We start from the raw sequence: 23,603 nt of genomic DNA, 5'->3' as shown, positions 1-23,603 counted from the left end.
CAACAAACTGATCCCCAGATAAACTATCTTTTCTGCCAAAATCATTCCTCAATACCTCTCTTCATCTTTTTTCGGGCCTTATCTTAGCAGAATTTATAGTTGACAACCAGCAAGTGCGCTTGGAAATTCCGCACCTGCCGGTTGCATTTGCAATAATTTTCTCACTTATTTCTCAGAGAAAAACTAAATCACGTTATAGGCAATCTGCTTTTGTGAAAAGCAGCACTCAAACCCATCCAGCAGATGTTTCGGCAAATAAAGCGACTCCTTTTTCTTTAACTGAACAGCGCCGGAACGTCCCAGCACCTCAGCCACAAACTGGGAGCAAAAATATGAATTTTTAAATTTATGCGGAATATGCAAAAGACATAATAGGACCCCAAGCCGTGAATAGGTATAAATATCCCGCATTTCTAAAAACTGCTGAATCTCTTTTTCAATATCTGCACAGATGCTGGCAGGCACCCGTATACGAATGCACACGCTGTGTTCCTTTCTTCTCCGTGGTTTCCATTTCTTCGGCTGTTCAACCACAACGCCCTTACCATTGAAGCTATAGAATACCTCTTCCATACCATCGATCGACAAAGAAGCATGCGAATAACCGCTTCTGCTGGTGACCCGGATAAATCGTCCAAACCAGTCTGAATATCCCGTCAGCAGAATAGAAATCGTCTTCATCCGCTCCCTTTGCCTCTTTTTAGTTTTTTTTATCCCTTTTTTTCCCATACAATCTAACCTATTCTTTTCTTAAAAAATCATTTATCAACTTATAGGTTTTCTTTACATGAGAAAACCTCACCGGAAGAGAAAAATATCCGTGCAGGGCATTCGACATTCGAAAAACCTCCACCCGGTTTCCCGCTTTTTCCAATGCTTTTCCATAGGCCTCTCCCTCATCCCGGAGCGGACAATATTCCGCGGTAATAATCAATGTATCCGGCTGATTCGTTAAATCCTTCGACACCAATGGGGCAAAATACGGATTCTCCAAATCCGCTTCCGAGGAACGGTACAATTCCATATAATCCCGCACCCGCTTTATAGTCAGCAGATAATCGGTTCCATTTTCCCGGACAGAGGGAAAAGGCGAATTGTCTGAATGGTCATTGCTCGTGGCCGGATAAATCAATATCTGCCTTGACAGCAAAAACTCTCCCCGATCCCGGGCCATAAGAGACACCGCCGCCGCCAGATTTCCTCCGGCGCTGTCACCGATCAGAACAATCTCCTTCGCTTTTGTCCCCAAAAGAGTATCATCCAGAAAAATCTCCCGCGTAACCGCATAGCAATCCTCCAGCCCCGCCGGGAACGGATGCTCCGGCGCCAGCCGATAATCCACGGAAACAACCACGCGCCCCGTCAGCCGCGCCATATCGGCACAAACCGCATCGTAACTATCGATACTTCCTTTCACCCAGCCGCCGCCGTGAAAAAATATAAATATCCGGTACGGCTCCTGGCCTGACGGCATAAATATACGCACAGGTATATCATGGCCCTCGCAGGTGACCTTATGCTCCCATATCTGATACAACTCCGGTTTCCTTATCCGCCTCGCGGCAATTTCCTCCAATCGCCGCTCTCTTTGATAACTCTTCTTAATATCCGTTTCCGAATAGGACAAAACAGCCAACGCTGCCCTCATTGCTTTATTAATTGCCATAAATACCTCTTTGCTGTCAATATATAATTGCTGATAGTTATATTCATCATAACATAGATTGGAGTAAATTGGCACCCCTAAATATTTACCGTGAATTCCACACATACGGTTTCTGCCTGTCCACTGTGAATTTTGAGCAGAATTTTTCCGGAAATTCCTGCAGACTTCACGTAAGTTCCACCCATGCCTCCCTGAAGAGCAATCATATCCGGTCCGATCAATGAGCCCTCGCCCTCGATTTCAAAGCAAACAGGTTCATTATAAAAATTCAATATATTACCGTTCTCATCCACAGCTCGAATCCGCACAGCCGCTACATCATAACTATGTTCTTCCTTCAAGTCATAATGGTCCGCCCAAACCTGCAGCGATACCCGCTTCATTGGCCCTTTCATCACTGTTTTTACAATCTTCTGATTTTTTACCGCCTCAAATCGAAACCCAGTCGAAGTGCCGCCCCAATTCCAATCCCCGATAAAATCGTTGATCAAAATCGGTCCATGAGACAAATGGCACCAGCTTGAATCCGATCTTTTATACTCATGGACAAATCGATCATTTTTGTACATCCGGACACTGTCCGCATTTGTAAAAATATAAACATCTCCCCATCTGCTTTCCGGATGCTCACCGATATCCATGGAAGAACTGATTGCCAGCACCGGATTCTTCTCCTGCTGACTTGCATAAACAGCCGCCGCCTGTTTCGGATTTCGAAACATATCCAGTACGCCATGATAGCAGACCCGGTCGCCGCTTCCAAAATCTTTATGTGTATTGTAGTCGGCCATGCACCATCCGAAGCTTCCCGCAATATCCGGCTGTCCGGCCACTGCATCCAATACATTGGCGTGTCGAATCGCGTGCTCTGTCCTTTTACCCTCACAATCATATGCCTTTGTCGGATACATATGCCCGTTATATTCACTAATCAGATAAGGCTTACTCATATCCGGGGTTATTTCTTCTTTCTTCTCACACCCCCGCGTCTTCCCATCATGAACAAAATCATTATAGGTATAGACATCCTCGAGAAGACTGCTTTTCCTGATCGCCCGCACACCGCCTGTCGGACGTGTATCATCCAGCCCATGGGCAACTTTGTTTGTACGCCCGTAAAATAAATCATCATCCCCTGACTCATTAATTCGAACACCCCACAAAATAATGGAGATATGATTTCTATATTGAAGGACCATATCCCGCACGTTCTCTATAGCCTGCGCTTTCCAGCTTTCATCTCCGATATGCTGCCATCCGGGAATTTCCGTAAATACAAGAAGTCCCAGTTCATCACATCGATTCAGAAAATCATGGGACTGGGGATAATGAGACGTCCGCACCGCATTCAATCCGAGCTCATTTTTCAAAATGTCCGCATCCAGCCGCTGTATCGAGGCCGGCATGGCATAGCCCACATAGGGATAACTCTGATGTCTGTTCAGACCACGGATTTTAAACTTTCTTCCATTCAGATAAAAACCATCACTGCGAAATTCCGCTTTGCGGAATCCCGTCGTCACCACCAAAGCATCCTGTATTTCTCCATCTATAAAAAGTTCTGTTCGAACCTCATACAATACAGGGCTTTCCACATCCCACAGCTCCGCCCGAAAATCTGAAAACTTTAATATCTCCTTCGCCTGTCCAACCGCTTTTTGGCCGAGAAAACGATACTCGGATTCGCCCTTTTTTCGGATCCACTGCCGAAGTAAACTGTCCGATTCCATCCCACAAACTATAGAATCTATCCCATGGATAGTAACTTCTGATTCTATCCATGTATCGATATTTTTATCAATTCTCACACGGGGCTTAATAAAGACATCTTCTAAAGAATTCTGATTCAACACTTCTATATATACATCCCGGTATATGCCTCCATAGGTCATATAATCAATAACAAAACCGAAGGGTGGAATGTTCAGGCTTTCCCTGCTGTCCACCCGGACTGTCAACAAATTTTTTCCACCGTAATTCAGCATATCGCTGATATCCACAGAAAATGCCGTATAACCACAATGATGTTCGCACATCTTTTTTCCATTTAAGAAAACTTCACTTTCATGAGCCGCACCCTCAAATGTAAGAATAACCCTCTGACCCTTCCAATCCTCCGGCGCCTGCAGCCATTTCCGGTATCCGCTGACCATTTGATACATTTCCTCATCAAAATAGTGAAACGGCAGTTCCTTACAGGTATGAGGAAGCCTCACATCTGCCATCTGACTCTCATCAAAAGTCGAGTAGCACATTTTCTCCTCATAAACCTCCGAAAACTTCCAGCCGTCATTCAAGTAAATCCGCTTTCTCATTTATACACACCTCTCTCAACCGCTGTAACTTTTCAGGATCTTTTCCGACTCCTTTGAATCTATTATATACCTATTCAGGTATTCTGTATATCCGAATACTTCGCATGGGTACATCGAATCGGTACAGCCCGAAATTGACAAATCAGGCATAACCCGGAAAAAAAATCAACAAAAAGCCCATCGGATTGTTTTCCATTCGGCAGATTTCTCTGCCAATCAGATAACTACCAATGGGCTATCCCAGTATTCTCTATTCATTACTCGGCAAGTACTACTTTGCATTCTTTTTCATAAAATGCCATACCATATCTAAGAACTTTCTTTAGCCTCTTATGCTCCAGGCCAACCGCATACTTCCTGTCTTCAATCTGCTCAAGCGCCTTTAGGCATCCCCTTTCCAGATTGCCATCATCCGCATATTTCAATTCAATGATCATCCCAACCCTATCCGGTGTGTAGATGACGATGTCACTGTAACCCTCGCCAAGCTCCGCATTCGATTTGATCAGCCAATCGCCCCGGCTCTGCAAAAGCCCTAAGACCATTCCGTGATAGAAGTTCTCTTTCATATTCTTTCTGACTGCCGTATCCCGCACACTGATAGAGTCCCACAGGTAATCATGGAGCATTTCTTCAATCAGATTCACATCCCCTTTCGGGAAGGCTGCGCAGAATTTCTCGATTCTTGATAAATCTGCTCTGGATCTATCCTTGAACCATTCCTCCGCTAACCTGATAAACAACATTTTAATTTCTTTATTTGGAATAATAAGTTCTAAATCATCTCCATAAATATTCCCTCTCTGAGTCAAATACCCAGTTGAGAAAAGTATGCTCCAAAGATTTTCTATCGAACTGTCAAGTTCATTATAGGTCAATTCCTGCTTAATGCGTTTAGAAACAATTCCTCCATTGATCAACTGTTCAATTTCATCCTTCGTTGTCTGATCCGCCTTATAGATAAAACGTTTGACTAAAGCATTTTCGCTTGTGTTTGCCCAATAATTCTTTGGGGGCATGGCTGAATCCGCTAAAAGGTCATCACAATAGCTAATTACATCCCATGGACAATACAGCCCCATTCGGGCATCCCGTATGGGTATCTGTTTTTTTCCAAAATGATATCCATCATACCAATCTTTTATTTCTTCTTTATGCGCTTCCAATCTATAAAAAGAGAGCAAATCGTCTACCTCTTCATCCGTAAACCCAAAATACTCATTAAATCTCGGATTTGTGATCGTATTCACTTTCAGATTATTTAAACCTGTAAAAATGCTTTCTTTTGTGATGCGCAAACAACCGGTAATAACAGCAAAATACATATTCGGATTGGTTTTCAAAGCATTGCCAAACAAATTCCTGATAAGAGAAACCATTTCTTCATAATAGCCGCCCTGAAACGCCTTGTCGAGCGGAACATCATACTCATCTATAAGAAGAATAACCTTTTCCCTATAATGCTTGGAAAGCAACTGGGATAGAGTCTTCAAACTCTCAACAAGAACCGCATCAGACATGTCATAGATAGCCTTGTCTTTTGTTCCCTCACTTATCCTCGTCAACTGGGCATATTTTTCTTTTTCCGCGATAGAGAGCTGTTGACTGTTCTGCAAAAATTCAAATCTGAGAGCCTCGTTGCCAATAACATTGCGCATTGCATTAGCGGCCGCTAAAAAACTATCTCCACTGACACCCTTCAATGTCACAGATATTACCGGAAACTTTCCCATATACTGCTCACACAGTTCCTGCTCCTGAGCAATTTTCAAGCCGTCAAACAGCGCTTTGTTGCAGCCAATCTCAAAAAAGGATTTCAACATATCCATTATGAGCGTCTTTCCAAAACGGCGCGGGCGCGTAAAAAGGTTTACTTCGCCCCAGTTCTCCAGGAGTTCAGATATGAACATCGTTTTATCTACATAATAAAAGTCCTGAGTTCTGATTTTCTCAAATCCATCCACGCCTACAGGCAATTTTTTTAACATATTCCCACACGCCCCTTCATCGTTCTTCTCGCTTTGAATCTATTATATACCATCTTTTATTGCCAGTCCATTTTTTTCGGATTTAGCCGGAGGCCTTTTCAAGCTATCTCTTATATAGACAATACCCCCTGTTCCTAGGGGAACCATCAAGGAAAAAAGCACCTATCGTACTTTTATATACAACAGATGCTTTCTCTTATGCCGGTTCCACTTTAAAAATCATCAAACGGCTCTTCCTGCTCCCCAAAGAGCATCTTAATGTAATCACTCTTCGACATAATGATTCTGATAACTTCCAGATAACCGTCACGCACGTGATAGAACGCTTTGTATTTCTTGTAATTCACAAAATAGAACCCCGTAAACAAGCCACGGTATTCAAGCGGAATTCCAGAAAATTGGAAGGCCTTTTTTGCTGTAATTGTGTCTGCAAACTCTTCAATATATCGATCCGCGATATCATAACTCTTTAAAGCTTCATACACACCATCCCATACAGCATCCATATCACGTATCGCCTCCGGCGTATACCGTACTAAATAGCTCATCTCTTTTCGTTCCTTCTGTTATGAAAATAACTACGGAAATCTTCTTCAGGAATCCATCCTTCTCCCTCAGCCGAACGGATGTCGGCATTGAGTTCACACATCATCAGACGAATCATAGCCTCTGCAAAACTTCAAGATTTATTCGACGAATTTGTGTCCCGCACCTAAATTTATTTTTTCATGTCCTTTGATGAAGGCACGCATTGCATATACCGTTTTTCCCCTCTCCATCACCAAAAACGGCACCGCACAAATCACATACATATACATCGTTTTCCATGCCGCAATAACAACAGCGGCCAAAAGGATAAAAATCTTCAAATACAGAAATCCCCAGCTTCCCGCACTCCGCACACGGAAAATCTGCCACCGGATTTTTACCGCCATGCCTTCCTGCCTCATATTCCATCGCTTCAAGCTCTGAAATCAACGGATTTAATTCATCATCAATGTATTCTTTGAGTCTCTGCTTAAATTCCTCCAGTTCACTGTCATCATATTCTGAATTGCTGTCCACCTCAACTGTTCCCTCAAAATAGTCTTCCCAGCCTGAACCATTATGATAATAAATAGCAGCACTAAAAAGAATTTCCTTACTGTCCGCTTTCCTGCAGCTAAGCTGCAGTTCACTATCCGAGTCCATATCCCCATCAAGACTCATCTGAACAATTATCTCAATTTTGCCTGATTCCACAGCATTACTGGTCACATCGAAAAATACCTGCTCTCCTGCCTCCATATCAATTCCGTACTGCCCGCTGACGGAAAATTGAGGATTGAAATAATAGCCATCCGATATTTCTGTGTAAAACGCATCTAATCGCTCACAAAACTTATCATAAATGCCATCTTCATATAGAATCTCTACACCTGTTTCCCCTTCAATTCGAGCTCTCAGATAATTTCTTTCCCAATCTTCCATAGCCTGTTCATCTCTCGCTTCATCTGCTTCGACCTGCCAGGTCATATACAATTCTTCCGATGGTACAGAGCGTTCAAAATCCGAATTAGCTTTCCTAACTATGTTATCCAAAGAAGATATTGTTTGGAGCATCTTTTGATAGGCAGACCAATTCAGCAATTTATTATGGGCAACATGATTTCGATTCTTTATAAACGCCGTAACCGTCTGCTGGAATATATTCTCAGGCTCAAAATACTGTTTAAAAATATCATCCCAAAACGAGATTTTAGCATGACGCTTCTTCTGCAAGAACGCCATCAGTGATTTTGCTTCCGTATCAAATACCAGTTTTTTGTGAAGCAATTCATAATCCGAATCTGATAATTCAATCGTTTCATCATAAATTTTCGCCTTTTTTATCACTTCCATCATACTTTCCAATGTCATTGCGATAAAAGTATCATCAATATTGGCAAAGCAGGGAACCTCGCGTTTAAATTCCGAAGATAATTTACTATGGCTGTTTCGATATTTTTCCAAGCCGGGCTGCTTCAACCAATCCGGCCCAACACTGTGAACAAGCACTTTATTGGCAAATGCCCGCAAATTGTTTTCTGCCTTAAAAATCAAAGGATACAAATTGGTACAGAGCATTTCAGACTGTTCATCTACAATCCATGCACAAGATTTCCAGTCCGGCCTCAATGCCTCTTTTAACTCCAATTTTAATACTTCGAGCAGTATATCATATTCTTCACCATCAGGAAGGGAATATTTCTGCTGATTCCCATCACCTGCTTCAATCACACCGCCCTCGGACAATGTCTCAACATCATCCCTGTCCTCTGCTGAAATAGTCACAAGCAATCGTGCTTTTTCATATTTATATGTATCAATGGTGAAAAGAACCGTATATCTCTTGGAAGCAGAATGCAAAACAAATACTTCATTCGCCATACGTTCAAAATCGCCCTGATAGGAAAATTCCTGAATACCTGCTATTTTTTCTGCCGCCTTTGTCACAACACTTTCACAATATGCCTGTCCAATATATTCATAAGACGGAACTTCCTCCCCATCAAGTGGAGAAGATTCCATTTTCTTATTATATATTTTTGCTATGTCAGAAATTCCGTTCATCAAAAACTCAATCTTCATTGGCTTCCCCTCTCATAATTTTATAACCTTTTCCATCAAGAGCTGTAATGCAATATGTTACATGAATGACCCTACAGTGCGGGCATATGCCTTAATCATTGGATTGCTAATCAGCATCAATTCAAATTTTTCTTTCTCCTTCGTTTCCATTACCAGGGTTTTTCTTTCCTTGCCCTTGCCGCCAAACACAATCTCATACATTGATTTATTATCTTCATTTTGTGAAATTGATACTGATGTATAATCATTCATAAAGCTGTATTCATCCGGCAAATCTGTCAGATAATTCGTCCACACATAATAACCGTAAACATATCCTCTCTTCGTTACCTCTGCCAATTCCGGTATTCTCCACTCTCGCCCATATTTTACCGCACTACGCAATTTGCCGCGGCGTATCCATTGACGCACTGTACCTACGCCTACTCCATAGCCCTCCGCATATTCTTCAATAGTCAATAATTTAGTATCCAATCGTAACAGAACAAACTCCTGGTCACTAATAAAAAAAGTGGATTCCTCCTCTTTTTCCGGATCAGCAAAGTCCACATCATCTATATGTGAAAGTATGAGAGATGCTCCGGATTCATCAATTTGCCACGTGTAATACCACCAGTCCTCAAGTTTTTCAAACAATACTGTCTTTTCGACTGCATTTTTAAATCGCTTCATCAAATCCAAATATTTTACATAAAAAGCCACCGAATGCTCTTTATCCTGAAAGCTCCCCTTTTCTGTCATAAAAATCTGAAGCCGGACACTTCTCAATACATCTTCTTTTGTTTGTGCGGTTTCACGCTTAAAATATTCCAGCTTATCTTCATCATATTCAAATTCCAGCATTATTCCGCCCCTTTTTGTATCGTCTCTTCATATTTGTATTGTATCAATACAAATTGCTTTTGTCAACCATTTTTGTATTGAATCAATACATTTTTAGTGTTTCAAAAGGAATTAAGTGACAATCAAATATCCTGTGTTTTGACCGTTTTCCGTAATTCTGTCGTGAAAATCAGACAAATGACTGATTGGCATCTCCTCTTTTCCTCAAAAATGGCCAACAAAAAATGGACCTCCAAAGAATCCCCTTACCCACCCCAAACTAAGAAAAGCCGGGATGTATTTCTACACCTCGGCTTGATTAGTATATTCTTCCTAACGATAATGTGTTTATTAAATCAGCACTTTCCACTTACCATATCTCTTTCCATCGACTCTGCGAATAAGTGCATTCCAAAGTATCAAATTGAGACTTTGGAGACTTTAGGTTGACACTTTGGAGATTTTCAGCTTCTGCATAATCCACATGCATATATCGGTTCTTCAACTCATATTCTGTCCCCAAAATCAAATTACTAAAGAACAGTTCAAGAAACTTTGTCGTTGCATGAACGCCATTCTGTAAATCATTATAGTTCGCTCTTACCAAGGCATTGCGGAAATACCATGAGTTCTTTTCAAAAGCATCATTGTTCACTTTGAACCCAAATGTTTTCATATACTTAATCATGAAAACTGCTGTGACTCTTGTATTACCTTCTGGGAATGATGCGTTCAGTTCACTGTTAAAGCGTATTGATTTCTTTTTCCAATTTCTGAACCGTATCTATGACCGCCTCAAATATAGGAACATCACCGTAGAGCATATCTTTCACTGACTCATAATCCGCCTCCAGCGCCGCAAACCGGTATTCAGGTGGAATGAGCTTCAAGGTGCCCGGCATAGCCTCTGGGTACTTTGCCCACGCCCTCGGATAGAACTTCATTTTGAAGTCCACGACCCTCTTCAGCAGATCGAGCCGAGAAAACGCAACTTCTTTTACAGGGGTAGTAGCCATACGGTAGAGATCATAATAATGTCTCGAATATCGCTGGGGCATTTCCAAATGTTCCGGCCTGTTGGCCTCATGGTGCAGGATTGTAGCTTTCTCCCAAAAGGTGCGCTCCGGTGCCACGGTCAAAATACTTGTACTTTTTTGTCCGAAGACATCCGGATAATACTCTGCTGCATACGGAGCAATTTCAGCCGCCGTTGCCGGCGTCCATGCTGCCAAAGCGCCAATCTCCAAACGGATCACCTGTAAAGTGCCTGCATTGCTGAATAATTTCGGGTAGGAGAAAATAACAGTCTGCCTTTCTTCATTATCCATATGTATATCTGCATCACAACCAAGTTCCTGCGATAACCCCTCTTTAATTGCCGGACAGAAAGTTTCCGCTAAAAACACCTCTACCCGCACATTGGCCTCCTTATTGAAGGCATCCTGTTTCGTGTTAGAGCGTTTCTCCCAGGGTTCATCTTTGCCATATCCCAATATCCGCCAGTCCAGAATCAGGTCAATATCTTCGGAGAAACGGCTGATTAGATTATATGCTTTTGATAAGCTGGTCCCTCCCCTAAATGTAATCGCATCTTTCCAGGACGAGCGGTGGAACAGATAATCCAGTGTAAAGCACACCCAAAAATCTTTTTACACAATCGCATCATTCAACCCCATTTTATCTGCTGTGTTTCTGAACAGCCTCCGCTTATCATTATCTGAGAACCTTGCAACCCGTATCATTTCTGTCCCTCCCCGGCAATTTGCCGTATCGTATTATAGACCCAGTCTGTGGATTGTGCTGCCTCCTTTAACATGGCAGCTTTATCTTCTTCACTTAACCTGGACTGCAACGCCTGGACCGTTTTAGAAGTCACATTCATTTTACCCAGCGTTTTCAACGCCTGAATAACAAGTATCGTCATATAGGAAAGCCCGGTGATTTCCTTATTGGTCCTATGCTTAAATTCCAGCCTTGTAGAGTTCCATTCGTAAATCTTATATGGGCCATCACTGATGTAGGACCACACCGCCGTTACCTGTGTAGATAAGCCAAGCAGATTTAGCGCTGTATTTCCACACGGGGCAATTGTCCAGTGATAACTCCGGGCCAGTGCTTTTGCTACGGCGTCCGGGTCTGCCGCAACATATTCTTTCAGCATTTCACTATATTCTGGTTTTTCATAAATGCCCTTCAAAATCCGGCGTACCATCCCTGCCTGCGTAAGGCGGTTCAAGTTTCTCCTTATGGTTTCCGTATCTGCAATATCTGCAAAATCAGAACTGACAAATACGGTTCCTTCTACTGCATTGCTAATCCGTTCCTGAATCTGTCTGGAATACCCGTTTGCCACTCTGAGCACCTCCTTTTGTCCCGAATATTATATATTATTCGGGACATTTTTTCAATAGCCTCCGCAAGTTTTATTTGTAGTATTCCACATAGGAAAGTTTTTATACCGATCCGCTTCCTTAGTATCGGCCTCAATTTCCGTGCGTTCTATACGCTTCTCATAATAGCTCTGAATGCGTTTTTGAGCCTCATCAATACTGATTTTTCCTTCAATATAATCCTTAGCTGTATCAAGCAGATACGCAGATGTTTGCAAGCCGTCTACAGCCTGCAGACCAATTGCAGTCTGCCAGGCTTCACTTTTTTCAATTTGACCAGGTTCACCCTGTTTTATATATTCTTCCAGCTCAAATTGCCAATTTTTGTCTGCTGACATAGACACGCCTCATTTCCTGCTTAATATCCAATCTTAAAATATTCCCAATACTCTTTAATTTCACATTATATATAAATTACTTCTTTAACCACTACTTCCTCCGCCATCGCTTTCACTCGTTTCTCAGCAATCTCCTGCCCTTCATAAAGATGAGGAAAAAAAGCACCTATCATATTGAGCTCTGACAGATGCTTCTCTTATTTCCTATTATCGGTGTAGCCACACCAGATATAAATTTTCTCCCCCTAATAAAAAAGAGGATGTAATCGTCAACCATCCTCCACAAGCAAAACCTTACGGGCTACGCTTCTTCATGCTCGCTGCTCTGAGCTTCTCTCCGCGGAAAGCAAAAGACTTTCTTTCCTCGCTGTTTGGCATACAAACGCTGTCCATTTTTCAGTGTAATATATGCTGTGAAAACCAGTTCATCCTGCGAATATTTCGTCATACAATCTGCCTCCTTCCAAAAGATTTTTTCAACGCAAGTTGAAAATTATATGGAAATTGGCAGAGACAAATACTAAAATAGATGTGTAGTATCGGTTTTAGCAGACGATTCTTTGTCTCCGCTATTTCCGTTTGAGTTCATTTGAGACTCCAACCTCGAATGAACTCTTTTTTTGAAATCAGAAATACGGCAAGTTTTATACCATAGTGACTGCTTTATTTAAATCAAACAGCATCAAATTAAGTTCCGGGACAAGAACACCATTCACTTTATAGGATGTCCGATCCAAATTCCAATCACATAGCCTGGCAATCGTATTAATCAAATCTTTCGCATTCCACCGTACTGACAAAACGCCATTCGGCTTTTCCTTATAGAATTGCACCGCTTTATCATCAAATTCACCACATGCCTGAACTGCAACCTGCTTCTCCGATTCATTAATCAGAAGCCTAACATGCGTTGGATACTTCATCTTCATAATCACTGATTTGTTGAATGTAATTCCATTATTTGTGATTGAGAAATACGGCACGCCTTCATTAAAATCAAAGGTCCTGAATTTTGATAAATCAATCACCATTCTCGCCTCCCTTCTGCTTTCTTTCACATTATATCACATTCAGCCTTTTTATTCAACATTTTTGTCTCCCGTTTGCGTCATCATTGCGTTCTTTTATCTGGCTGATGAATTCACTGGTCAAACCTTACATGATACATTTCCCCTTCATTTAAAAATGTATTCAACGTTAAAAACGATTTTCCAACTTCGTTTAAGCTCAAAATTAATCGATAAAAATCAACCTCTCCAGCTCTGTTTTCACAGGGATATATCTTTCGTCCGTTCCTGCTATATTCGATAAACTCTTTATCCCCATGGACATCATAAAAAAGCGCATCGACCTCGATATTCGCCCATGGAAATAATTCCTGTATGACTTCTTCATAACTCTTTAATCCGAATCCGAAAATGGCGCTTTCACTTAACAATGTTTCATTGCCATCGGAATCTACTTTTTTTAGAATAAATTCTCCCCGTCCGGAACTCTTATTCACCCATTCCATAATTTCTGCAATCAGCTCACCTTGCTCCGCAAGCGCCATTAACCCTTTAGAAAATGCTAATGTATTTAATCTAGTTTGATATTCACTTTGCCTGCTGCAGATTGCAGTCAACGCAATCTCGCTTTTTTCGAGTTCATTGCTGCAATCAATTTCAATCTTCCAACCTCTGTCCGTTTTCTCGATTTTCTTCTGATCAATCAACTCGTAAATGCAAAGTTCCGTCTCAGGATTGTACAAAACCAGAATAACCGGCAATGAATAATTTAACCAGTAATTATAGTGGCTTAATTTCCCTCGATAAATCACCTTATTATTCTTTACTTCATTAAAAAAAGAAACACCGCTTTTAATCTGAACCCCGATCAGTTCTCCCGAAGGCTTGCCCGATACCCGTCTTTCAATAATCGCGTCGATTCCATAATCTTCAATCGGCTGCTCCCTAAAAGCAAAGCCTATTTTTTCAAAAACCAGGCCAACCGCATTGACACCTATCCGATCTGTTTGCATGTTGAGCGCCTCCTCCCAAAAGTTTCCGTTCAATTAATAGCTATCAATCCTTCTTTATATAAAGTAATCTATTCCAGCCTTTCCACGCTGACCGTCTTAGATTTTTACTGAAACCTTGCCGCCGAACTTTGGGCAGTTCCGCCACACCCAGTACCCCATCCTCCAGGCTGTGGAAAGCCTGTTGAGGAGCTTGCAGAAACGGAATAAAAATTCACCTGAAAGTGTATTATATACTTCTTTTCCTCCCATACTATATTTGACATATTTATTGATTTCATTGATATAAATATAGTATTATGGAGGTGAAAGGAGTGAAGGTGGATATGCTGAAAGAATACTTAGAAAAAACCTATGGTTACAATGAGCCGATCCTGATCAGTGAAATAGAGCTGGAAAACCTGACTGATAATGCATTACGCCAATATTTTAAACGCATGGTAAAATCCGGCGATCTGGTCCGTTTTGATACCGGGGCATACTATCTCCCCAAAGCTTCCCGCTTATTAAAAAAGACTTATCTGGATCCATTAAAAGTGCTCACCCGCAAATACACTGAAAATGGCACCGATACCTATGGATATTTTTCCGGGGCATATTTTTCCAACCGACTTGGGCTTACAACCCAGATGCCTGCGGTGATAGAGATTGTAACCGATAAAGAGGCCACGAAAGGCCGTACCATAACCGTCGGCGGCCAGAATGTACGTCTCAAGCACCCAATCATGCAGATCACAAAAGAAAATGTCCTGCTCCTGCAATTCCTGGATACGGTCTCCACAACAGAAAAATATGCTGAACTTTCCCAAGAGAAAATGACGGTCCTGCTGAAACAGTATCTACGGAAAAACAGCTTTACCCAAAAGCAGCTTGCAGAGGTTCTGCCTTCTGTCACAGCCCAAACAGCAAAAAAACTTATTGAATGGAGGTTAATCTATGAATTTACATCATGATAGATATAGTAGTGTTCATCTTCAAATATCTGCATTCTCATGTTGTTTTAGAACTGTCTATTAACCGACAGCCCCTTTTTCTGTTATTTACCAAAAATATTCTTTCAAGCTATCCACAATCTGCTTTTCCACAATTTCGGCTTCTTCCCGATTTTTAGCATTCACGCTGATATAGGTTTTCAGCTTCGGCTCAGTACCGCTCGACCTTACAACCACGGAGCAATCATCTTCCAGCAAATATTTTAATACATCTGACTTCGGCAGACCATCCAGCCCCTTGGAGTAATCCAGAACTTTCAGTACTTTTAAAGAACCGATCGCATCCATACCGCCATGGAATTTCTCCATAATATCCTGCATCTTTGAAAAGCCGGCCGCCCCGTCAAATTCATAAGAATGAAGTGTGTTCAGGCAATACCCATACCTTGCATACAGTTCATTCAGTTTATCCAAAAGGCTAATCCCCTTTGTCTTATAATAGCTGAACATCTCGCAAATCAGATAAGCCCCATTTACACCATCCTTATCCCGAACATAGGTACCCGTCAGATAGCCGTAGCTTTCTTCAAAGCCAAAAATGTATCGCTCCTCCCTGCCGGCTTTTTCCAATAGTCCAATCTGTTCACCGATAAACTTAAAGCCTGTCAGAACATTTTTGGTTTCCACACCATAATTTTCCGCGATTCGCTCCGCAAGGTCCATGGTCACAATTGTCTTCACTGCAACCGGATTGTCAGGCATCCTATTATGCTTCGTCCTCTGAGAACATATATAATCCAAAAGAAGCAGGCCGGTCTCATTGCCTGAAAGCAGAACATAATCCCCTTCTGAATTCTTTACCGCAATACCTACACGGTCACAATCCGGATCAGTCGCCAGAAGCAGATCCGCATTATACTTTTTGGCATATTCCATGCCAAGTGCCATTGCCTCCTTAATCTCCGGGTTTGGATATGGACAGGTCGGAAAATTGCCATCCGGCTGCTCCTGCTCTTTAACCACCGTAATATTTGTATAGCCCGTCTCTTTCAAAGTGCGGATAACCGGAACAAGCCCCGTGCCATTCAGCGGACTATAAACAATCGCCACATCTTTGTTGATTTTTTCGCCAAACAAAACCGACTGTTTTTTCACTTCATCACTAAACAATGTCAAAACTTCATCGGGGATATAAGTAATCTGTCCGGCATCCGCGGCGGCTTCAAAATCCATCCGTTTCACATCTGAAAAAATATCCAACTTCTCAATTTCCGCAAGAATTTCCTCTGCAGCCTCCGTCGTAATCTGACAGCCGTCCATTCCATAAACCTTGTAGCCGTTATACTTTGACGGATTGTGGGATGCCGTAATCATAATACCCGCAGACGCATGAAGATATCTCACCGCAAAAGAAACCGTCGGAACCGGAAGAAGTTGAGCCCAGATTTCCACCCTGATATCATTGGCTGAAAAAACTGATGCGGCAATCTTTGCAAAAACATCCGATTTAATCCGGCTGTCATAACCGATAACAACAGAAGGATTATCAAAATTTTTCTTTAAATAGTCTGCCAATCCCTGAGATGCTTTTGCTACTGTATAAACATTCATACGATTTGTTCCGGCGCCAATAGTACCGCGGAGCCCCCCTGTGCCAAAGGCAAGATTTCTATAAAAGGAATCTTCAATTTCCTGAGCAGTATATTTTCCAAGTTCCTCTTTCATATCCGCATCGACATTTTGCAGCCAACGCTCATATTCTTCTTTATAATCCATACTCTTTACCCTTTCTGCTTATTCCAAATAAAATCTCTCAAATATATACTGCACTATCCTCTCACATCCAGGAACTGAGCCCGTCCATGAATTTTGAGTTTCGCAGAATCTGCCGGCACAAAGATACAGTCTCCCTTAAAAAAACAGAGAGAATCTTTTTCTCCAAAATAAATGGCACCACAGCCATCTGTGCATAGCAAAACCCGGAAAGAACTGCTGTCCGCCTGATAATCCACCATGTCTCTGCACCTCTCTGTATTCACCAACATCCGATGAACTTCAAAATACTTACAGCGGCACAAAAGTTCCGAAGCGCAGCCCGGGCGGTACTTCAGCACACGCAGAGGCTGTCTTGGCTCAGCACTGGCATTTAAATTCGCCACATTCAAAGCCTTATCAATGTGCAATTCTCTTTTTTTTCCATCCTTTCCCACACGATTGTAATCATACAGCCGATAAGTAAGATTGGAATTTTCCTGAATCTCTGCGATCAACGCACCGGCACCGATTGCATGAATCGTTCCGGCCTCTATATAAAACAAATCATCCTTTTTTACCGGTATCTTTTGCAGATATTTTTCCACTGTGCCATCCTCGATGCTCCTTCTCAGCTGCTCTTTTCCCACACTGTGGCGCAGCCCGTATACCAGCTTTGAATCCTTTGCCGCATCAAGAACATACCACATTTCAGTTTTCCCAAACTGCCCGTCCTCATGTTCACGGGCATAATCATCCCCGGGATGTACCTGCACAGAAAGATCCCTTTTGGCATCGATCAGTTTGATCAATATCGGCAATTCCCCCTCCGTCACCGGATGAGTGCCAAGATATTCCGGATGACTCTTCAATACTTCTGCCAGAGTCTGCCCGATGAACACACCACTCGCCACGGTACTTGGGCCATCCGTGTGGGTTGAACACTCCCAGGTTTCTGCCAATGGTATCAAATCAATCCCTTTTGAAAAATCATCATTCAATCTGCTGCCGCCCCAAAGGTAATCTTTCCCGCTTGGTTTCAACAAAAATGGCTTAGGATTCTTTTCTTCATTATTCAAGCACATACTTCTGTTTATCATGGACAGAAATCTCCTTGCCAAGCTGGACTTCCACCAGCTTCAATTCACTTCCGGCAATAATCGTATGGCGGCATCCGGCCTGCATCGTCACCACATCGCCGGCTTTTACCGGCTGCTCCATACCATCGACAATTGTCCGTCCATTGCCCGAAGTCACAACCCAAACTTCATCCCGATTCTGATGACTATGGTAATTCATGCTGTGACCGGCATTTAATGTAACCTTTATCGTCAGACTCTCATCCTCCACATCCAGCACGCGGAAGCTTCCCCAACTTTTTTCCGCAAACATAATCTGCTGGTCAATCTCATCCACAAAAGGCTTGATATAAGAGCTCTGCTCCTTATCACTTACAAGAATTCCCTCCGGTGAAGCGGAAATCACCACATCATGCAGTCCCATTGCAAGTATCGGAACGTTTAATTCATTGATAACATGAACATTTTTACAATTCTCATTCATCATAGCCTCGCCGACACTGCTTTCTTCCATTGCCTCAGTCAGCGTATTCCATGTGCCCAAATCTTTCCACTGGCCCGCGAAACGCATGACCTGTATCTGATCTTCCTTCTCTACGACAGCATAGTCAAAAGAAATTTTTGTCAGCGTATCGTATTTTTCAAACAAATCCTGATAATCCCTAAAATCAATCAACTCGTGGGCTTTATTTAATACGTATTTCAGCTTGTAGGCAAAGACTCCGCCATTCCAAAGCGCCCCCTGACGGATATATTCCGCAGCCACTTCGGCCGTTGGTTTTTCCCTGAAAGTAGAAACCGACGCCGTTTCTTCTGAGCTGTCCGGGATAATATAACCGTATTTTTCAGAAGGGTAGGTTGGCTCAATACCCATCAAAACAAGATTGGCTTCCCCTTTATCCGCCTGAGCAGAAAGCTTTTTCAATGCCTCAAAATAATCATTTTCCACAAACGGGTCCACCGGACAGACAACTACGGATTCCTCCGGGCTTACTCCCTGCACATCAACCAGATATGCCGTGGCAAGAGCAATGGCCGGAAAAGTGTCTCTCCGACATGGCTCCACAGAAATGCCGACTTCTTCTCCCAGCTGATTATGAATTGCAGATACCTGGGTTTTACTGGTCGCAATCGTTACAGTTGCTTCGGCATCCACTTTTCGAATTTGGCGATAAACCCGCTGCACCATCGATTCATAGCTTCCATCAGCATTTTTAAAAATTTTAATAAACTGTTTCGAACGGATATCATTAGACAGAGGCCATAATCGTTTGCCGGAACCGCCGGATAATAATACGATATTCATATGCTTATACTCCTTTATCTTTCAGCCCTCATAGGGTTGTTCAAAAAGTCCTCATAAGAGAGACGGATACCTTCTTCCAATTCCGTTTTATATGTCCAGCCCAATCGGGTAGCCTTGCTGACATCCAGCAGCTTACGCGGAGTGCCGTTCGGCTTTGTTGTATCCCACTCAATTTTTCCGGTGTAGCCGACCACCTTTGCAACCAACTCAGTCAGCTCTTTAATCGTCAGCTCCTTGCCGGTACCGGCATTCACCGTTTCATCTCCGCTGTAATTATTCATCAAAAATACACACAGGTTCGCAAGATCATCCACATATAAAAATTCCCGCAACGGAGAACCGTCACCCCAGCAGGTCACAGACTCTTTTCCTTCCACCTTTGCTTCATGAAAACGGCGAATCAGCGCAGGGAGCACATGGCTGTGGGTTGGATGATAATTGTCATTCGGTCCATAAAGATTCGTAGGCATGACAGAAATGTAATCCGTCCCATACTGTTTATTTAAAAATTCACAATACTTTAAACCACTGATTTTCGCCAACGCATAGGCCTCATTCGTCTTTTCCAGCTCGCTGGTCAACAGACAGCTTTCCGGCATAGGCTGAGGCGCCATACGCGGATAGATGCAGGAAGAGCCTAAGAATTCCATTTTTTTACAACCGTTTTTCCAGGCAGAGTGAATCACATTCATCTCCAGAATCATATTTTCATACATAAAATCTGCCAGCGCACTCTGGTTCGCTATAATACCGCCAACCTTTGCGGCCGCAAGAAATACATACTCCGGCTTCTCCTCGGCAAAGAATTGCTCCACGGCATCCTGACGGCAAAGGTCAAGCTCCTTATGTGTACGCGTGATAATATTCGTATAGCCCTGACGCTGCAATTCCCGTACAATGGCAGAACCTACCATGCCCCGGTGTCCGGCAACATAAATTTTTGCGTTTTTCTCCATCATTTTTCAGCCGCCTCCTTCATTGCTTTTTCCTGCCTTGCCAGCTTACGATCATGCTTGGCCATAATATCAATAAGTTCCTCATAACTCGTCTTCTGAGGATTCCATCCAAGAACCGTCTTTGCTTTTGTCGGATCCCCCCAAAGATTATCGACATCCGTTGGCCGGAACCAGTGCGGATTCACGCATACAAGCATCTTCCCGGTTTCCGCATCATAGCCTTTCTCATCAAGGCCGGAACCCTCCCAACGAATCGTGATGCCATTGGCATCAAAAGCTTTTTCCGTAAAATCCCGGACAGTATGCTGAACACCGGTTGCAATAACAAAGTCATCCGGTTCATCCTGCTGCATAATAAGCCACATACATTCCACATAGTCCTTTGCATAACCCCAGTCACGCAGAGAATCCATATTGCCGAGTTCCAAATGATCCTGCAGCCCCTCCGCGATACGGCCGGCCGCCAGCGTAATCTTCCGAGTTACAAAGTTCTCACCGCGGCGCTCAGATTCATGATTAAACAGGATCCCATTGACGGCAAACATATCATAAGCCTCTCGATATTCCTTGGTAATCCAGAATCCATACTGCTTGGCCACAGCATAAGGCGAATACGGGTGAAACGGCGTCGTTTCCCTCTGAGGAACCTCCTCAACCTTTCCGTACAGCTCCGAGGTTGATGCCTGATATATTTTTGTCTTCTTCGTCAGCCCCAGAATACGGACAGCTTCCAGAATACGGAGAACACCAATGGCGTCCACATCACCGGAATACTCCGGCACATCAAAGGACACTTGCACATGACTCTGAGCTGCCAGATTATAAATTTCATCCGGCTGCACAATATTGATAATCCGAATAAGGGAAGACGAATCCGAAAGGTCTCCATCATGAAGAGTGATCTTTCCCATCAAATGATCAATACGACTGGTGTTTGAAACCGATGCTCTACGGGTAATACCGTGCACTTCATATCCCTTCTCCAACAGGAATTCCGCCAAATAGGAACCATCCTGGCCGGTAATCCCGGTAATCAATGCTGCTTTATTCATATTTTTATTGCTCCTTTGCTTATTTATTTTATATATAACTTATCTATATATTATCAAAATTGACTTTTTCTGTGAATAGGCAAAAAACAAAAAGAGACTGCACAATATTGGGATTCATTTTCCCGTTCGAAACACCGGACGGCCCCACCCCCGTTTCCGCTGTACCCTTTAGAATAAAGGAGGTTTTCTATTATGAAACAGGAGATCGTGCTTATGCACTACGGTGCCATTGCACCTCTGATTGCCGGTAATCTATTTCATTATCTTATCAGTCTTAACTACATAAGCATAAGCTTCCGGATTCGCCTTTTTCAAATATCGAAGTGGGCGCAGCTTCTCATGTTCGAGCTTCTGGTTCGCATAATCTCTGAAATCCTCTACTTTTTTAAAATCTGTACTGGTCAACAGACACATTACCATATACATAACCATAGTTGCTCTTCCTGCTGCAATTTCTGGGCTATAGTTTTCTGCATAAATATGTCCACGTAAGTCACGAATACCCTTAACATATAACGGATACTCTTCTGCACAGACCTTGCCTCGCGATGCAATACACAAAGCTGCTTCAAAGGTATCCCATAAACAATCCGTTGGTGTTACATCTATTCCACGATAGGCAATTTCTGCCGATGCAATTGATTCATATGTACGCTTTACAACATCACATTCTTTAAAAACCTCTATTAAAGAACACACATCATAAAGCTGCTTCATAACTTCCATATCCTTACCTTTATTAAGCTCAATACCTGTTGTATGTGGAGCAAAGGCAGTCAATTTATCTGCCAGAATACAATCAGCACTCGGAATTTTAACTGTAAGATACTCTTCTTCCGTCAGCAACAGGTCATTTCGTATTTCCTTTGTTATGACTTCTGCATAATAGTTTTCTTCAAATAGTACATCCAACAATATATAAAACTTCTTATTGTTAATTGGAGAATCATAGGTAAATTTAAAATGACGCTTTTCGATATTGTTCTTACCTGTTCTTTTCTGTTCTTCCACTTTCTGAAACGGGAATATTACAGATGCCTTTTCCAAGTAATCATCCAAATCCGTTCCCGGTTCCACAATAGCGTCAATATCTGTAGATAATCGGCGTGGTTTGTCCATTAATAACATAAGGCAAGTACCACCTTTAAAAATAAATGGCATTCCCACTCTTGCCAGTGCTTCAAGAAGTCCAAACGCATACACTGCACGTTCCAAAAGCACAGGATCTCTCTTGCTATTTTTTTGTAAGTCACGAATGTGTTCCTCCTTAAAATTTTCCTTTAAAAGCATTTGAACTTACTCCTTTATTTTTAATGTAACATCTGTTTTATCATGTATCAGTTCTTTTATTTTCTTTTTACTCTTTCTTCGGTTGGCATATCTAAATAGACAGTTTTCATCAATATAATACCTTTCAAAAGCATCTATAAATATTCCCGGATACTCCGCCTCACTTATGGATGCTAACAATAATGGCTCTGACATAATATCAACTAATAACTTCTCCAATCTTGTATGCCATTTTTTTATCTGTCCTTTAGGAGCTTCCGTTGTAAGCTTTACGATTACAATCATGTTATCTGACCAATATTGATGATAGATATCTACCGTAGGATTAATAAGCACCTTTCCCGGATACTTCTCTTTTAGAGAATCAAATACAAATTCCATCACATCTGACTCTACTGACAGGAATATAACATTATGAGCCACCAAGTGATTTACAAAATCATTCATTTGAATAAACTCAAATATCGTAAAATCTAAATACGGATACTGTTCTTCTATATGCGAAGCTACTTCTTTCGCTAATTCGGAATAATCATGTCTGTACACTTGCTGCTTATCATCTGGCAAGCAATAGCGGTTACGTCCCACCCTTACTATCTCACCGGCATTAACCATATTTTCAACCTTCTTGTAAAAGGATGATTCACTTAATCGATATCCGCCCTGACGAAAAGAATTTAATAATTCATTACGCGTAAATTCCGTCACATTATTTACCCCTCTGAAATATACTTCTTCTGTCATAGTGATATCACCTCCACATATTTTTACGGCACTTTCATTACATAAGTGCCGTTAGTATAAAAATAGTTTAGTACTTTCCTTCAAAATCGTCAATATTTTTTCGGCACTAATATAATTTTAGTGCCAATAATATAATAACCATTTTAATTACAAATAATACATGGGAATATTTAGAATTTATATAAGCACCTAGTTTTAGACATCTCTCTGTTTATGCATTCACGGTACTAGTACATCATCTATTATTTGACTACACTTTTTATTTGTTTTGTGTTATACTCTAATCAGTGCTATCGAAAGGAGTATAACCATGAATACGCCAAAGCCTTTAATACTTACAACCGAA

General features: G+C 42.0%; 21 protein-coding genes and 1 pseudogene. 1 reads left to right on the top strand and 21 read right to left on the bottom strand.

The genetic code is table 11. The annotated features are described in order from the left end of the window. Positions 1 to 183: 183 nt before the first annotated feature. The 14 genes and pseudogenes from ACMN7X_RS09365 to ACMN7X_RS09300 all read right to left on the bottom strand — a co-directional run bounded on the left by ACMN7X_RS09365 (position 184) and on the right by ACMN7X_RS09300 (position 14,149). Positions 184 to 681: a hypothetical protein gene (locus ACMN7X_RS09365; RefSeq protein ID WP_418747200.1), complete on the bottom strand. Its 498-nt coding sequence runs from the start codon at positions 679 to 681 to the stop codon at positions 184 to 186. 58 nt (positions 682 to 739) lie between these two features. Further along, a complete protein-coding gene (locus ACMN7X_RS09360) occupies positions 740 to 1,666 on the bottom strand; it encodes an alpha/beta hydrolase (RefSeq protein ID WP_418747199.1) in 927 nt (308 codons plus the stop codon). A 77-nt stretch (positions 1,667 to 1,743) separates the two neighbouring features. Then, entirely contained in the window at positions 1,744 to 3,981 is a 2,238-nt protein-coding gene (locus ACMN7X_RS09355) for a glycoside hydrolase family 2 TIM barrel-domain containing protein (RefSeq protein ID WP_418747198.1), read from the bottom strand. Between the two features lie 257 nt (positions 3,982 to 4,238). Further along, positions 4,239 to 5,969, bottom strand: coding sequence for an AAA family ATPase (locus ACMN7X_RS09350; RefSeq protein WP_418747197.1), 1,731 nt, complete (start codon positions 5,967 to 5,969; stop codon positions 4,239 to 4,241). A 212-nt stretch (positions 5,970 to 6,181) separates the two neighbouring features. Next, positions 6,182 to 6,517, bottom strand: a complete 336-nt coding sequence (locus ACMN7X_RS09345; protein WP_418747196.1) for a type II toxin-antitoxin system RelE/ParE family toxin — start codon at positions 6,515 to 6,517, stop codon at positions 6,182 to 6,184. A 178-nt stretch (positions 6,518 to 6,695) separates the two neighbouring features. After that, positions 6,696 to 8,579, bottom strand: coding sequence for a hypothetical protein (locus tag ACMN7X_RS09340; protein ID WP_418747195.1), 1,884 nt, complete (start codon positions 8,577 to 8,579; stop codon positions 6,696 to 6,698). Between the two features lie 57 nt (positions 8,580 to 8,636). Then, on the bottom strand, positions 8,637 to 9,422 hold the full coding sequence (locus ACMN7X_RS09335) for a helix-turn-helix domain-containing protein (protein WP_418747194.1): 786 nt from the start codon (positions 9,420 to 9,422) through the stop codon (positions 8,637 to 8,639). Between the two features lie 349 nt (positions 9,423 to 9,771). Continuing rightward, positions 9,772 to 10,089 (bottom strand): hypothetical protein, encoded by a 318-nt coding sequence (locus ACMN7X_RS09330; RefSeq protein WP_418747193.1) that lies wholly within the window; start codon positions 10,087 to 10,089, stop codon positions 9,772 to 9,774. Between the two features lie 55 nt (positions 10,090 to 10,144). Next, a pseudogene (locus ACMN7X_RS09325) lies at positions 10,145 to 11,143 on the bottom strand (nucleotidyl transferase AbiEii/AbiGii toxin family protein). Then, entirely contained in the window at positions 11,140 to 11,754 is a 615-nt protein-coding gene (locus ACMN7X_RS09320; protein WP_418747192.1) for a DUF6088 family protein, read from the bottom strand. The pseudogene ACMN7X_RS09325 and the gene ACMN7X_RS09320 overlap by 4 nt, the downstream one beginning before the upstream one ends. A 51-nt stretch (positions 11,755 to 11,805) precedes the next feature. Next, positions 11,806 to 12,129 (bottom strand): antitoxin VbhA family protein, encoded by a 324-nt coding sequence (locus ACMN7X_RS09315; RefSeq protein WP_418747191.1) that lies wholly within the window; start codon positions 12,127 to 12,129, stop codon positions 11,806 to 11,808. A gap of 301 nt (positions 12,130 to 12,430) precedes the next feature. Beyond that, the gene (locus ACMN7X_RS09310; protein WP_418747190.1) at positions 12,431 to 12,577 is read right to left on the bottom strand and encodes a hypothetical protein; all 147 of its coding nucleotides are present in this window, start codon (positions 12,575 to 12,577) and stop codon (positions 12,431 to 12,433) included. 196 nt (positions 12,578 to 12,773) lie between these two features. Beyond that, positions 12,774 to 13,160, bottom strand: a complete 387-nt coding sequence (locus ACMN7X_RS09305) for a hypothetical protein (RefSeq protein ID WP_418747189.1) — start codon at positions 13,158 to 13,160, stop codon at positions 12,774 to 12,776. A gap of 110 nt (positions 13,161 to 13,270) precedes the next feature. After that, the gene (locus ACMN7X_RS09300) at positions 13,271 to 14,149 is read right to left on the bottom strand and encodes a DUF4365 domain-containing protein (RefSeq protein WP_418747188.1); all 879 of its coding nucleotides are present in this window, start codon (positions 14,147 to 14,149) and stop codon (positions 13,271 to 13,273) included. A gap of 311 nt (positions 14,150 to 14,460) precedes the next feature. Here ACMN7X_RS09300 and ACMN7X_RS09295 point away from each other — a divergent pair, with 311 nt between their 5' ends. Then, positions 14,461 to 15,099 (top strand): DUF6088 family protein, encoded by a 639-nt coding sequence (locus ACMN7X_RS09295; RefSeq protein WP_418747187.1) that lies wholly within the window; start codon positions 14,461 to 14,463, stop codon positions 15,097 to 15,099. An 87-nt stretch (positions 15,100 to 15,186) separates the two neighbouring features. Here the strand turns inward: ACMN7X_RS09295 and ACMN7X_RS09290 are convergent, their stop codons facing one another. The 7 genes from ACMN7X_RS09290 to ACMN7X_RS09260 all read right to left on the bottom strand — a co-directional run bounded on the left by ACMN7X_RS09290 (position 15,187) and on the right by ACMN7X_RS09260 (position 23,257). After that, positions 15,187 to 16,854, bottom strand: a complete 1,668-nt coding sequence (locus ACMN7X_RS09290; protein WP_418747186.1) for a phospho-sugar mutase — start codon at positions 16,852 to 16,854, stop codon at positions 15,187 to 15,189. Positions 16,855 to 16,907: 53 nt separating this feature from the next. Further along, positions 16,908 to 17,930 carry a type I phosphomannose isomerase catalytic subunit gene (locus ACMN7X_RS09285; protein WP_418747185.1) on the bottom strand — a complete coding sequence of 341 codons (1,023 nt, stop codon included), beginning with the start codon at positions 17,928 to 17,930 and terminating at the stop codon, positions 16,908 to 16,910. Next, positions 17,902 to 19,215: a sugar phosphate nucleotidyltransferase gene (locus tag ACMN7X_RS09280; RefSeq protein ID WP_418747184.1), complete on the bottom strand. Its 1,314-nt coding sequence runs from the start codon at positions 19,213 to 19,215 to the stop codon at positions 17,902 to 17,904. The genes ACMN7X_RS09285 and ACMN7X_RS09280 overlap by 29 nt, the downstream gene beginning before the upstream one ends. A gap of 14 nt (positions 19,216 to 19,229) precedes the next feature. Beyond that, complete coding sequence (locus ACMN7X_RS09275; RefSeq protein ID WP_418747252.1) at positions 19,230 to 20,171, bottom strand: GDP-L-fucose synthase family protein; 942 nt, start codon at positions 20,169 to 20,171, stop codon at positions 19,230 to 19,232. Then, on the bottom strand, positions 20,171 to 21,223 hold the full coding sequence (gmd, locus tag ACMN7X_RS09270; RefSeq protein ID WP_418747183.1) for a GDP-mannose 4,6-dehydratase: 1,053 nt from the start codon (positions 21,221 to 21,223) through the stop codon (positions 20,171 to 20,173). The genes ACMN7X_RS09275 and gmd overlap by 1 nt, the downstream gene beginning before the upstream one ends. Before the next feature lie 252 nt (positions 21,224 to 21,475). Beyond that, entirely contained in the window at positions 21,476 to 22,513 is a 1,038-nt protein-coding gene (locus ACMN7X_RS09265) for a nucleotidyl transferase AbiEii/AbiGii toxin family protein (protein ID WP_418747182.1), read from the bottom strand. Between the two features lie 6 nt (positions 22,514 to 22,519). Further along, complete coding sequence (locus ACMN7X_RS09260) at positions 22,520 to 23,257, bottom strand: DUF6577 family protein (protein WP_418747181.1); 738 nt, start codon at positions 23,255 to 23,257, stop codon at positions 22,520 to 22,522. Between the last annotated feature and the right edge of the window lie 346 nt (positions 23,258 to 23,603).

This window comes from Frisingicoccus sp. (assembly GCF_048388605.1).
Taxonomy (GTDB): Bacteria; Bacillota; Clostridia; order Lachnospirales; family Lachnospiraceae; genus Frisingicoccus.
This window is presented reverse-complemented; position numbering and strand designations above follow the sequence as displayed.